A 12,544-nucleotide genomic window follows, 5' to 3' on the forward strand; every position below is an offset into this window, starting at 1 on the left:
AGAAGCAAAACATCGGTGCAAAAAATCTGCACCGATGTTTTTTAATATTTTCTTTTTCTTAGAACAGCTATGGAACCAGTCAAACAAGCGATGATCAAAAAGCAACTTAACAACAGTGCTGGCAGCAGTTCTCCTAGTTTGATTTGGTTGGTTAAGTAATTAGGAAATTGGCTAGATAGGGAATAAGGATTCCAATTTGTTAATTGGCTCCACAGATTGCCTAACATGCCCATCAGATAACAGACGCCAATAAACAACAAACCTTGATAGATACTTTTAGCAAAGCTGGAACCTAGCAGCAGGATGCTGATTGCTAGTAAACCAAACAGCCAATAGCTGAACAATGCGCTAGGGACTTGAGCAGCGCTGGAATCATCGAAATAGATCAAGGTATAAAAAGCACTGACACTGGCACTTAGGAGGTAACTCAAAGACCAAAGAATCGTTAAATAGCCAGCTTTGGCACAGACGATCGTGGTTTTTGGTAAGCCTCTGGTGATCAGCTGAATAAAGGTACCCTGATTTATTTCGGCTGACAGCGTATCGGTAAAAAGAATCACAAATACTAGCAGACCAATCGTGCCGATGTTGCTGTAAAACTGAAGCCACGCATCGATCGATGTCGGATCAGCAATCGTGATTTCAATCGATTCCGGCATCATACTGGCCATCAGATCTGGCATGATTTTGGCAGTAAAGGGAGAAAGCATACCAATCAGGGCAAACAGAATCAAGCAAATCAGCAGTTTTTTGCTGCGAAGACCACCGAGAAATTCTTTTTTTAAGAAAACAAGAAACACCTTCATTTGATCACCTCCAAATAAATCGCCTCTAAAGTCGGTTCGATCCGTTGAAAGGATTCAGGTACTATCTGTTGTTCATTGAGCAATTGCAGCAACTGCTTTCCAACATTCGTGTCGGCAGTTTCGTCGATCAGTAATTGATTGTTCTTTCTTTCTGCCGCAATGCCGTGGGATGCTAACAGATTGGCAAATTTCGAATGGTCACCTTCGTTGGTAAAGACAATCCCAAAGGCGGTTTTTCGATAACGTTTTTTTAAGGAATCCATCGGTTCAAACGCCTGGATCTGGCCTTTGTGCAAAATCGCAATGTAATCTGACAGCTGCTCGACATCTGCGAGAATATGGGATGAAAAAAGAACTGTCGTTTCTTCTTTGATTTTAGCCAATACATCAAGAAAGGCCTTGCGACCTAAAGGATCGAGTGCAGAGGTCGGCTCATCACAAATCAAGATAGCTGGTCGGTTGATCAATGCTTGAGCTAATCCAAGACGCTGCTTCATGCCTCGAGAAAAGCCAGCGATTTTTTGTTTCGAAGCTTCCAGGCCTACCAACGCTAAAACTTCCATCACCCGCTGAGGATGAAAAGGTTCTTGATTGGGCTGGATCTTTCCGCAAAAAGTCAAATATTCTACAGCTGTCATAAACGAGTAAAACTGCGGTACATCTGGTAAATAGCCGATCCAGCGATTGGTCTTGGCTGAGCCGAATTGCACCACTTCGCCGCAAACGGTGATTTCGCCTTCATCAATGGGGAGCAATCCTAAAATCGCCTTCATGGTCGTTGTTTTGCCAGCACCATTTTCCCCGACAAACCCCACAACGCTGCCCTTTGGAACCGAAAAGGTTAGGTCTTGCAGCACTTGTTTGCGCCCAAAACACTTGGATAAATGGTTGATCTCGATCATCTTCATTGTTGGCCCTCTTTTCCGAAAGCAAAATAAAGGATAGGACCGATCAGGCTAACAAAACAGGTGATGAAAAGCCAAAGAATGCGGGAGCCGAATTTAAACTGTTCTTGTTTTAAAATATCGCGAACCGCCAAGATGATCAGGACCAATTGCAAAACAATCAAGGGGATGAGTACGGGCAAATAATCAGACATATTTTCTGGTATATTTAGTGAAAAACTATTCATGTGAGTCACTCCGTTTAGAATTAGATACTTGTTCAGCCAGATTGCTCAAGCGCTGAAACAACTCTTTAAATGGGGGTTTTTCTTGATATGGTTCAAACAAGGGTGTCAGCTGTGCTACTGCAAGAAATTGTTTTTTGACACTACCTGAGTTCCGCGGGATCTGACTGCCTAATTCTAATTCGCTGATCCACTCATCGATGCTGTTGAAATAATCGTCTCCTTTCAAAACGATTTCCTCAGGCGTGTCTGCTAATGTTTTGACATACAGTGTTAATGCTTGCAGCAATAAGCTTTCTTTTCCTAAAGCCGCAAACGAAACCATCCCAGCGGCTAGAAAATTCAGTAAAGAAATAGGATGCAGCTGGGCCAGTTGGAAGCTCTCGCTGAGTGCCAGCCCACGTGCAAAGGTTTTTTCCAGTTGCTCCTCGTCTTGTGTGAGCATTGCTAAATAATTCGTTAGCAAACTCATAAAAAGAATCAAGTACTGGTAAATCGCACTTTGCGTAACGATCTCAGCTTGTTGCAACTGATTGTTTTGCTGAAATGCTGCGGCAATCAGCGGTTCGCTAGGTAATAAAGTCGGCGTTTTCGTGCCAAGGATCGCCAAGACCTCATCGGGCTTGTTTCTCATCAGCAGACAATAGGCTTCGATTTGTTGCGCTTGTTGTGCCAACGCATTGTCACCATGCGCAATGATCCGTTGATAAAGGATTTCTGCTTCTTTCAAATAGGTAGTTTTCTTCGCTTCCATCAAGGCTTCTTCAGAGGGGTGTCCTTCTGAGCTATCTGCTACAGGGACATCTGGCAAAAGATCCCAATGATTTAAGTAAAAGGAGCCCATCTGTAACAAGAACGGGTAACAAGAGTAATACCGTTTGGTAAAACTTTGTGCCAGCGCGAGGACTTCGCTTGGTGTTTTTGTTTGAAAGGCGTCTTTTAGTAATTGATAGATTCGTTGGATCTCTTTAGGGGATAGCTGCGAGTCCAAAATCAATAATTCATCGACGCTGCAATCAAAATACGCTGCTAATAAGGGCAGCGAGGTGATATCTGGATAAGACTGTCCCGTTTCCCATTTCGAAACGGATGCTTTGGACACATTCATAAACACTGCTAATTCTTGCTGGGTAATACCTCGTTGTTTTCTTCTCCGAGCGATTTCCTCGCCGATTGGTAAGTCCATAGTGCACCTCCGATAGGTTTGTTTGGTATACTTCTATCATAAGAGGAGAAGGGATGACTTACAATGGATTGCTAGTTAATTTTTAGTTGATTTAGTTAACTAAAAGTTGATTATAAGTCGAAGTATTCCAATCTTTGGGAAAGAGATGATCGTAAATGAGAGGTAAAAAAATGAAAGTTGTAGCAGCGATCGATTCCTTCAAAGGAAGTGCCACTTCCGCAGAACTAAATCAAGCCGTCTTAAGCGGGTTTTCAGACCAGTGGGAAAAATGCAGTATCCCAATCGCTGATGGGGGAGAAGGGTCAATGGCAGCAGTCATTGCTGCGCTGGGAGGCAATTACGAAACGGTTTCAGTGACCGCTCCATTAGGCGGTAAGTTGCAAGCCCGTATGTTGGTCACAAAAATCAAGGAAGAAAAAATTGCCCTGATTGAATCTGCAGAAGTGATTGGGTTGCAACTCGTGGAACCTAGTGACGAGACCACCCGCAATAGCTCTTCTTTTGGTTTAGGCCAAATGGTCTTAGCAGCTTGCAGGCAAGGTGTGAAAAAAATTTACCTGACCCTTGGCGGTAGTGGCACTTCTGATGGGGGCGTAGGCTTCTTACTTGCGCTAGGAGCAACCATTCAAAGAAACGAGCGAATGGAAAACAATCCTTTGCTGCAGGCAGAATCTCTGGCGCTCAGCCAGTTGAACCCTCTGCTGGCACAAATTGACCTGTTTGCTTTAGCCGATGTAACAAATCCATATTTTGGCAATCAGGGATTTGCGCCAGTTTTTGGTCCGCAAAAAGGGGCATCCCAAGAAACGATCCAGCAGTTGGATCAGCAGGCAAAGCGCTTGGCTGAGCACATCAAGCGGACCACAGGGATCGATCTGGACGTCCCTGGTGCTGGTGCGGCAGGTGGGCTTGGTGGTGCTGTTCGTTTGGCAGGTGGTCAATTGGTTCCAGGATTTGCGACGATCGCTTCCTTGGTTGGGTTTGAGGAAAAAATCAAAGAAGCAGATTTGTTGATCACGGGTGAAGGACGCATCGATGGGCAAACCGCTGGGGGAAAAGTACCTTATGGCATCGCGTTGCTCGCCCACAAACATCAGGTCCCGGTTGTTGCCATCTGCGGCTCCCGAAGCGACGATCTAGGAAAACTGCCGCAACTACTATCTGCCGTCTTTTGTATCCAGTATGGTCCGATTTCGTTGACAGAAGCGATGGAGAAAAAGCGAACCTTAGTGAATGCTCAACAGACTGCTCAAGCCATCGCTAGTTTTGTGGAGCAGTGGCAAAAAAAGACTGAATCAGACACTTCACATAGGACTGAATAAGAAGATAACACCAAAAAAACTTCGTATTGGCTACTGGCTTTTGTACGAAGTTTTTTTGGTGTTTTTCTCTATGCTTAAGCCATGGTAGCTTGTGCTTCAATCTCTACTTTAAATTCAGGGGCAACCAAGCCGGCAACGATGACGAGACTCATGGCTGGTTTGTTTTCTGCCAAAATAGTTGTAAACGCCGTACGGACAGCAGCTAAGTAGGCAGCATCTGTTAAAAAGACGGTCATTTTGACCACTGATGACCAGGACAGTTGATTGGCTGATAGAAGCTGTTCGATCTTTTTCAAAACGATGGTTGTTTGCTCTTGCGGGTCCTCAGGTGTGGCTCCGTCTTGCGACGGCGTTTGACCAGAAATGAAAAGAAAAGGTCCTTGAGCGATTTTTGTATCGGTATAGATTGCCATTTGTTTGGCTCCTTTCGTCTATCTTGCCTTTGGATGATGGGGGTAGATAGCAATTGATTGGGTGTGTCCTAGTTTACTTGATTCCACCTGCAAAAACAATCAACGGAGGTTTTCAGTTGGTTGTGTATAACCACGCGACCAGGGCCCTTCCCTTTTCATAAAAGCATTCATTTTTTTCAGGCTCCGCTGAAATTATCGCCAGAATTTTATGGTTTTAATGTCTTATACTATGTTCAGATCAAATAAATAAACAAGGAGGAAAAAAATATGAATTGGTACAAAAACACAACAGAAGAACTATTACACACGTTGCAAACATCACGGCAGGGCCTTTCCTCCGAAGAACGCAACCAGCGTTTAGCAAAGCAAGGTGAAAATAAAATTACTGAGGCAGCGCAGATCCCCACATGGAAGAAAGTCGGCAAGCACTTTACAGACTTACTGATGCTGGTCTTGATCGTCGCAGCTGTCTTAAAAGGGATCTCTGGTGATTATATCGAAAGCGGCATTATTATGGCGGTCGTCGTCATCAATGGATTAGTCGGATACTGGCAAGAGCGTAAAGCCCAAGAGTCACTGGATGGGTTGAAGCAATTCATGGGGCAAGAAGCAACAATTTATGTTCATGGCCGCAAGAAGAAAATTGCTGTTTCTTCCTTAGTAAATGGAGATTTAGTCGTTTTAGGACCAGGAGATGTCGTACCAGCAGATATGCGCTTGATCGAAACCCATGATCTTGTGATTGAAGAGTCGATTTTAACCGGCGAATCTGAGCCAGTTCAAAAAATGACCGAACCCATTACTCAAGAAAGTACAATTGGCGACCAGCGGAACATGGCGTTTTCTGGTACCCATGTAGAGAGCGGAACCGCCAGCGGGATCGTCGTTGAAACAGGTGACGATACGCAAATTGGCCAGATCAATCAAGCGATTCAGTCTGTGAAAGCGCAAGAAACCCCGTTGATCAAAAAAATGAAGCAATTGAATCACCAAATCTTTAAAGGCATTATCGGATTAGTGATTTTCTTGATCTTCTTTACTACCTTCCGCTACGGCTTTGATCTGGATCTCTTGTTCTCATCAGGTATCGCCTTAGTGGTAGCGATGATTCCTGAGGGCTTGCCAGCCGTGCTGACCATGATTTTATCGATGGGTGTCAAGGAAATGTCTGAGGAGCAAGCAATCATCAAAACGATGCCATCAGTGGAGACACTAGGTGCCATGACGGTGATTTGTTCAGACAAAACAGGAACCTTGACCAAAAATGAAATGACGGTCGTCGATGTCTTGGTTGAGTCAAACGTGGATAAAGCAACGGTGCTTGATATCATGGCAAATTGTCAAGACTTGAAGCAAGACGAAGAACAAAAGGCTGCGGATCTCGTCGGGAACCCAACCGAAAAAGCCTTGTTACAATACGCAGAATCAGCGCAGCAACCATTGCGTAAAACAGTCGATAAGATTCCTTTTAGTTCCTCTTACAAGTACATGGCAACACGCCATCAAAATCAAGAAGAGCCGAATGCCTCGGTAGTGTTTGTCAAAGGTGCGCCCGAAGTGTTGCTTGAGAAAAGCCAACTGACTTCAGATCAAAAGCAATGGTGGTTAGATGAAAGTGCAAAATTAGCAGCGAAAGGGCAGCGTCTGATCGGCTTTGCGCATCTGACGCTGTCGGCACAGGAGTCCTTGTCCCACGAAGGGCTAACCAATTTAACCTTTGTCGGGATCGCTGGTATCATTGATCCTCCGAAAGACAGTGCCATCAAAGCGGTAAAAGAGTGCTTGCAAGCGGGCATCCAAGTCAAAATGATCACAGGGGATCATGGCAAGACCGCTCAAGCCATCGGCAAGCAAATTGGCTTGAAGCACACGAATCACGTGTTGGAAGGGTTAGAAATCGATCTGCTGTCGGAGGAAGAATTGCAGCAAGCAGTCCAAAAGACAGACATCTTTGCTCGAACGACCCCTGAGCATAAATTACGGATCGTTAGTGCTTTGCAGGCGAATGACGAGATCGTCGGAATGACCGGCGATGGCGTCAACGATGCACCAGCGCTGAAAAAAGCCGACATTGGGATCGCTATGGGAATCAAAGGCAGTGAAGTAACCAAGCAAGCAGCCGATATGGTTTTGGCAGACGATAATTTTCATACGATCGCCAATGCCGTCCGAGTGGGTCGTCGGATCTACGATAATTTGAAGAAAACCATCAACTTCTTCTTACCAACGGCGGTTGCCCAAGGATTGATCGTTATTGCGGCACTCTTGTTGAACCGACCACTGCCACTGACACCTGTCCAAATTTTATGGGTAAATATGGTGACAACGATCACGCTTTCTTACGCACTCGGTTTTGAAAAGGCAAGTGCGGATGTCATGAATCGACCACCACGGCCAATCAAAGAAGGTATCTTATCTTGGTACAGTCTGTTCCGCATCTTCTACGTCTCGCTGTTGATCATGATTCCTTCCTACGTCTTAGCGATTCAGTTTGAAGGAACGGTCCTTCAGCAAAGCATGCTGCTGCAAAGTATCGTCTTTGCTCAAGCAGTCTACTTACTGAACTGCCGTGAGCTGGTAAAGCCGGCGTTGAATCGCCAACTCTTTGCCAATAAAGCACTCTTAGTCTCCCTGGCACTGCTGATCGTATTACAGGCAGCGATTTTCCTAACCCCTCTTGGGCACCAGCTTTTAGGGATCGGTTCTTTGACCTTGACGCAGCAGTTGAGTATCGCTGCTAACGGCGCACTCCTTTTCGCAGTCGTCGAAGGTGAGAAATTTATTACAAACAAGCTGCAAGGACGGCAAAAAGCCGCCCCAGTGAAGCAGTAGCGGCAGCTTGATGATTCTAGCGATAGCTTAAATAATAGGTTTGGATGAGCTCAGTCACTTGATTGAGCTCATTTTTCGTTGGTACCATCGATAAGTAAAAGACTGGAACAGATGCTTCCTCTAAAGGGAAATTTGAGAGAATAAAATCGACCTCGATTTCCGCTAACCCCTCTAGTTGACCAGGCTCGATCGCCGATAAAAGGATGCGGGCACCGAGGAAGTCATTCAATTCTTGCAGGAGATAAGCTTTCCAGGCGGGCTCACCTTGGAAAACAAAATACCCTTTTGCGCGAATGGGATTGATTTGTAAAATCGCTTGTTGGATCAGTAAGGTGGTGGTTGACCATAATGGAAAACTCATTTCCGATTGACTGGCTGTTTGTTCTTCTAAAAAGTCATGGATCGTCGCTTCGATCGGTAGCGAATAGGGTTGATTTAACCGTTGGATCTCGTGAAATTCAAGCCCGAACAATTCTGAGAGCTTGGCTGATTCTTGCGATTTGATCAAAAGCAACAGTAGATTCTCAATCAGTTGCGTACCACTAGCTAAAGACAACTGCAACAAGCAGTCTAATTTTTTAACAAAATGGGTCGTTTTCTGATAAATGGTTTGGTAGGATTCAAGGGTTACTTGGATCGTTTCGGACCAGTCGTTATTGTAGTTCCAACTTTCTAAGAAGCAGTAGAAGCTAAAGAAGTGTTCGCTGCGTTCTAAATAAACGCCTTCTTTTTGATATAGCTGGCTTAATGGCTGTTGGAAAAGGCTATAAAGGGGATCGTCCCCCTGAAATTCAAAGGAATCGATACGGCAATTGGCTTTGATGCGGATCGTATTGATAAAAAACCAGCAGGTACCGTAGATTTGTTCCACCTCGATCTGCAGCTTGGCTTTTGCTAAGCGATCCAAGAAATGATAATAGTGGGACTCATGAATCGTATATTCCTCAAAAAAGTAATTGTTATGGGTGTATGGCAGTAACAGGCGATGAAAAAAAACACGGATGTTGATCTCACTTCCTTCAAACCGGATCATGCGATTGGTGATCCGAATCCGCAACGAAAAATCAGTAAGGCTTTTGTTTAATTTTGTCACATGTCGTCGCAAGGTCTCATAAGATGTCCCTGTTTGGCTAAGAATATCTTGCGTACGGAGTTCGCTGGAAAAAAGCAATGCTTTCATCAAAGAAACACCGATCGATTGAGGGAAAAACGTTTCCCAGAGCTGACTCATCAACAATGGCCCATCATGGGTCAGAGCAAAGCCACTACTGGCAGCTTCGATCTGCCAACCATCAGGCAATTGTTGGCGTATATAGGTTAGATCGGAAAAAACGGTTCGCTCCGTCGTATCGATCAATTTTGCTAGTTGCTTGGCAGTGATCATTTTGTGATTCGCCAGTTGTTCCAAGAGAAGGATCTGACGTAATAAATCCTTCTCCGTAATGATTTTTTTCATCATCCCATCCATGACAAAACTCCCTTTTGTTTAAGCTTCAAAGTCGTAAGAAGTCAAGGAACAAGGGAAATACAAGAGATCCGGCTTGTCCCTTTCTTGATTTTATACGAAAAGGGCAAGATATGCTATTTCAAATCATTCTTTTTTAGAAAGTAACTGATGTAGTTTTTGAATAGGAAGAAGTAAGATGTGTGTATCGATTGACGCCTATTCATTAAATATCAATGATGTATTCGTATTTTTTCATGCGCAAAAACAATGAATAATCTTCTTTGGACAATTTGATTTTTGAGGAAAAGAGAGATTTCTTCCGAGAGGCGTAAAGTTTGCGATGCAGGGAAGAAGCAATCATCCACTCAATTTCAGCTTGTTCGGCTGGGGTTAAAATAATTTTTTTCTCATTTGCTTTTATGAGAGAGTAGGTGAACTCCAAGCAGTTCATTTTATAAATAAAGATGGAAAAACAGAGTTTATCTACATGCATTTAATCACCCTTTCTTATATCCTGCTCAATCATATGAGAGTTTTTTTGGAATAACAAATCTTTATTTTCTATGGATGACGAAAATAGTGTGTAAATGCCAATAATTTCGCATAAAGTCGGTTGGATATTTTTTTGAAAAAATAACTATTGTTGTTCGATTTTTCTTCTGTTGTTTTTCGATTGTTATTCTCAAGAAGATCCACAACGCTCCAGCTTGTTTGTCAGCTGGTTCTTTGTAACGAAATTGAACGAAATGTGTAAAGGAGAGTAACATAAAAAGATTAAAAGAGTAAAATATAGAGAATTTTCCTGTTGACAGATCAGCAAAAGCCACGTAATATAGCTACCAATAACTAGTAAAGACCAAACAAAAGAGAAGTATGAGGACGTTCGTCTTGCAGAGAGCTGATGGTGGTGTAAATCAGCAGATTGACGCTTCAGAAATGGACTTTTGTGTCGAAAGGCTGAAATCAGTAGGCTTTTTCCGGGAACTCCCGTTACAGAGAGCGATCGTTGATAGACGATCTAGAGAACAAATTGAGGTGGCACCGTGAGTAATCGCCCTCATGCAGACGAGTTTGTTTGCATGAGGGCTTTTTTGTTTTTCTGCCCCTCGATCAATGAGAAAAATAGCAATAAAATCAAACTAAGAGAAGTACTTGAATATTTTTGGTTACAGAAAGTCGGCGGTGATGAGAGTCCGATACCAAGAAATCAAGGAAATGGCCTTAGTCGATCATTTTTTGAACCCTTTTTTGGCAGTAGGAAAATGCGGGAACTCCCGTTATAGAGGAAGACCGTTGTTAGACGGTTGATAGAGAAGAAGTTGTTTATTTGGGCAACTTCAATTGAGGTGGTACCGCGATCATTCGCCCTCAAGCAGACGTTTTTATGGCGTTTGCTTGAGGGCTTTTTGTTTACAAAGAAAGGAGCAGCTTATGTATCGAATGGAACGAATCAACAGCGATTGTTTGACACCTGTCTCAGTGTTTTTACGGATTCAAGGGGCGCATAAATGTTTATTGGAAAGTATTCCCAGAGAAGAAGATACCGGACGCTATTCGATCCTCACCTTTGATCCTGTTCAGAAACTGACATTTAAAGATGGTGTTTTTCACGTGGAGGATCTTTTGAAAAAAACGGTCAACAAGTATCCCTGTCAGGACCCTTTAAAGGAAATGGAGCGGTATGTAGTCAAAAAAGAAATCACCGCTTTATCGGATCTGCCGTTGCAAAGTGGGGCGATCGGGTACGCGGGCTATGATATCACCGCTTGCTATGAAGACATTGGACAACTGCCCGCAGATGAATTGCAGGTGCCTGATATGGCCTTTTGGCTTTTCGAAACTTTTCTCGTTTTGGACCATCAGAGGGAAACTTTAACGATCATTCTTGAAAATTGCTATAGCCAAAGAGGAACCGTCGAGATGGAGCAGGTAATGCAAGCAGTGAAGCAGCAATTAAGGACACCGGTCGCTGCTGAGACCCGTGGGTTATCGAATGAAAAGCTGCATTTTACAAGTAATGTTACCCAACATGGCTATGAAACGATCGTTCGTGAGGCAAAAGCCCGAATTACGGCGGGAGACATGTTCCAAGTTGTTCCTTCGCAACGGCTGCAAGCGTCATTTAAACAAGATCCTTTTGACTATTACCGAAAACTGCGAGTGACGAATCCTTCTGCCTACCTCTATTATCTTGATTTCGATCACGGATTCAAAGTGATCGGCAGTTCACCTGAAAGCTTGATTCGGGTTCAAGGAACAACGATCACCACAAATCCAATCGCTGGTACCCGCAAACGAGGGGCGACCAAAGCAGAAGACGAAGCTTTGGCGGCGGAACTATTAGCAGATGAAAAAGAACGTGCAGAGCACCAAATGCTGATCGATCTGGGGCGCAATGATTTAGGGCGGATCGCTGAACATGGCACGGTTCATGTTCCTTTATACATGGTGATCGAGAAATACCGCTATGTCATGCATATCGTTTCGGTAGTGGCTGCCAAGCGCAGAGCAGGTGTGACGGCAATGGATGCTTTGAAAGCAACCCTGCCAGCAGGCACGGTCAGCGGGGCACCAAAGATTCGTGCTATGACTCACATCTATCAATGGGAAGCTGTTCGAAGAGGGGTCTATGCGGGAGCCGTTGGGTATTTTTCTCGAAACGATCAAGCGGATTTTGCCATCGGGATTCGGACAATGGTTTTGAAAGACGCGATCGCTTATGTCCAGGCAGGGGCGGGTGTCGTTTATGATTCTGATCCCTCATCTGAATACCACGAAACCTTACACAAAGCCAAAGCACTATTGGAGGTGTCAGCCAATGATCTTACTCGTCGATAACTATGATTCGTTTACTTACAATCTTCTCCAGCTCTGTCCAGAAGAAACAGTCGTCTTGAGAAATGATGATCCAGACCTTTTCCTTGTTGCTGAAGAAGCAGATGCCATCATTTTTTCTCCAGGACCAGGACGTCCCGCAGAGGCAGGATTCATGATTCCTTTGATCAAAGCACACCATGATAGCAAGCCGCTTTTAGGGATCTGCTTAGGTCATCAAGCCATTGGAGAAGCGTTTGGTGCTAAAGTGGTCCAAGCACCAGCCATTATGCACGGCAAGCAATCGAGCCTTACGTATCAGAAAAAAGGCGTGTTCGAAACCTACCTAGGAGATATGACGGTCATGCGCTATCACTCGCTGGTCATTGAGCCAGCGACACTCCCAGCGGAATTTGAGGTATTGGCTGAAACAGAAGGGATCATCATGGCGATTCAGCATCGCGAAAAACCAATCGTAGGACTCCAATTCCATCCAGAATCAATGGGAACAAACGAGGGGGCATTTTTCATAGAACAGTTTCTTGGACTCGTCTCAGATAATACAGCAAAAAACACAAGATGAAAAAAGGAGGAA

General features: G+C 44.2%; 10 protein-coding genes and 2 other annotated features. Of the genes, 4 read left to right on the forward strand and 6 right to left on the reverse strand.

Annotation, left to right across the window (positions count from 1 at the left end; genetic code table 11):
• Nucleotides 1–41: 41 nt before the first annotated feature.
• The 4 genes from IGK14_RS05870 to IGK14_RS05885 are packed head-to-tail and all read right to left on the reverse strand — an operon-like array spanning nucleotide 42 to nucleotide 3,121.
• Nucleotides 42–806: an ABC transporter permease subunit gene (locus IGK14_RS05870; RefSeq protein ID WP_154694316.1), complete on the reverse strand. Its 765-nt coding sequence runs from the start codon at nucleotides 804–806 to the stop codon at nucleotides 42–44.
• Complete coding sequence (locus tag IGK14_RS05875) at nucleotides 803–1,714, reverse strand: ABC transporter ATP-binding protein (RefSeq protein WP_154694317.1); 912 nt, start codon at nucleotides 1,712–1,714, stop codon at nucleotides 803–805. Before IGK14_RS05875 ends, IGK14_RS05870 begins: the two co-directional genes overlap by 4 nt.
• Nucleotides 1,711–1,938: a PLDc N-terminal domain-containing protein gene (locus tag IGK14_RS05880; RefSeq protein ID WP_154694318.1), complete on the reverse strand. Its 228-nt coding sequence runs from the start codon at nucleotides 1,936–1,938 to the stop codon at nucleotides 1,711–1,713. Before IGK14_RS05880 ends, IGK14_RS05875 begins: the two co-directional genes overlap by 4 nt.
• On the reverse strand, nucleotides 1,931–3,121 hold the full coding sequence (locus IGK14_RS05885; RefSeq protein WP_154694319.1) for a helix-turn-helix domain-containing protein: 1,191 nt from the start codon (nucleotides 3,119–3,121) through the stop codon (nucleotides 1,931–1,933). Before IGK14_RS05885 ends, IGK14_RS05880 begins: the two co-directional genes overlap by 8 nt.
• 170 nt (nucleotides 3,122–3,291) lie before the next feature.
• Between IGK14_RS05885 and IGK14_RS05890 the strand changes: the two genes are divergently transcribed.
• Nucleotides 3,292–4,443, forward strand: coding sequence for a glycerate kinase family protein (locus IGK14_RS05890; RefSeq protein WP_438711850.1), 1,152 nt, complete (start codon nucleotides 3,292–3,294; stop codon nucleotides 4,441–4,443).
• Between the two features lie 74 nt (nucleotides 4,444–4,517).
• Here IGK14_RS05890 and IGK14_RS05895 read toward each other — a convergent pair whose 3' ends face one another.
• Complete coding sequence (locus IGK14_RS05895) at nucleotides 4,518–4,856, reverse strand: RidA family protein (RefSeq protein ID WP_010747965.1); 339 nt, start codon at nucleotides 4,854–4,856, stop codon at nucleotides 4,518–4,520.
• 267 nt (nucleotides 4,857–5,123) lie between these two features.
• Here IGK14_RS05895 and IGK14_RS05900 point away from each other — a divergent pair, with 267 nt between their 5' ends.
• Complete coding sequence (locus tag IGK14_RS05900) at nucleotides 5,124–7,688, forward strand: HAD-IC family P-type ATPase (RefSeq protein ID WP_154694321.1); 2,565 nt, start codon at nucleotides 5,124–5,126, stop codon at nucleotides 7,686–7,688.
• A 16-nt stretch (nucleotides 7,689–7,704) separates the two neighbouring features.
• Here IGK14_RS05900 and IGK14_RS05905 read toward each other — a convergent pair whose 3' ends face one another.
• On the reverse strand, nucleotides 7,705–9,156 hold the full coding sequence (locus IGK14_RS05905; RefSeq protein ID WP_154694322.1) for a helix-turn-helix domain-containing protein: 1,452 nt from the start codon (nucleotides 9,154–9,156) through the stop codon (nucleotides 7,705–7,707).
• 828 nt (nucleotides 9,157–9,984) lie between these two features.
• Nucleotides 9,985–10,197 (forward strand) — a binding site (T-box leader).
• Between the two features lie 66 nt (nucleotides 10,198–10,263).
• Nucleotides 10,264–10,508, forward strand: a binding site (T-box leader).
• Nucleotides 10,509–10,566: 58 nt separating this feature from the next.
• On the opposite strand from IGK14_RS05905, the gene trpE reads away from it, so the two are divergent.
• Both trpE and IGK14_RS05915 read left to right on the forward strand, forming a co-directional pair.
• The gene (trpE, locus tag IGK14_RS05910) at nucleotides 10,567–11,973 is read left to right on the forward strand and encodes an anthranilate synthase component I (protein ID WP_154694323.1); all 1,407 of its coding nucleotides are present in this window, start codon (nucleotides 10,567–10,569) and stop codon (nucleotides 11,971–11,973) included.
• A complete protein-coding gene (locus tag IGK14_RS05915) occupies nucleotides 11,954–12,532 on the forward strand; it encodes an aminodeoxychorismate/anthranilate synthase component II (protein WP_231473424.1) in 579 nt (192 codons plus the stop codon). The genes trpE and IGK14_RS05915 overlap by 20 nt, the downstream gene beginning before the upstream one ends.
• Nucleotides 12,533–12,544 lie beyond the last annotated feature (12 nt).

It is taken from the genome of Enterococcus sp. DIV0970a (genome assembly GCF_051711265.1).
Taxonomy (GTDB): domain Bacteria; phylum Bacillota; class Bacilli; order Lactobacillales; family Enterococcaceae; genus Enterococcus_D; species Enterococcus_D casseliflavus.

Coding starts and splice junctions, on each gene's coding strand:
- IGK14_RS05870 (WP_154694316.1), bottom strand. CDS start 806: ATGAAGGTGTTTCTTGTTTTCTTAAAAAAAGAATTTCTCGGTGGTCTT.
- IGK14_RS05875 (WP_154694317.1), bottom strand. CDS start 1,714: ATGAAGATGATCGAGATCAACCATTTATCCAAGTGTTTTGGGCGCAAA.
- IGK14_RS05880 (WP_154694318.1), bottom strand. CDS start 1,938: ATGAATAGTTTTTCACTAAATATACCAGAAAATATGTCTGATTATTTG.
- IGK14_RS05885 (WP_154694319.1), bottom strand. CDS start 3,121: ATGGACTTACCAATCGGCGAGGAAATCGCTCGGAGAAGAAAACAACGA.
- IGK14_RS05890 (WP_438711850.1), top strand. CDS start 3,292: ATGAAAGTTGTAGCAGCGATCGATTCCTTCAAAGGAAGTGCCACTTCC.
- IGK14_RS05895 (WP_010747965.1), bottom strand. CDS start 4,856: ATGGCAATCTATACCGATACAAAAATCGCTCAAGGACCTTTTCTTTTC.
- IGK14_RS05900 (WP_154694321.1), top strand. CDS start 5,124: ATGAATTGGTACAAAAACACAACAGAAGAACTATTACACACGTTGCAA.
- IGK14_RS05905 (WP_154694322.1), bottom strand. CDS start 9,156: ATGGATGGGATGATGAAAAAAATCATTACGGAGAAGGATTTATTACGT.
- trpE (WP_154694323.1), top strand. CDS start 10,567: ATGTATCGAATGGAACGAATCAACAGCGATTGTTTGACACCTGTCTCA.
- IGK14_RS05915 (WP_231473424.1), top strand. CDS start 11,954: ATGATCTTACTCGTCGATAACTATGATTCGTTTACTTACAATCTTCTC.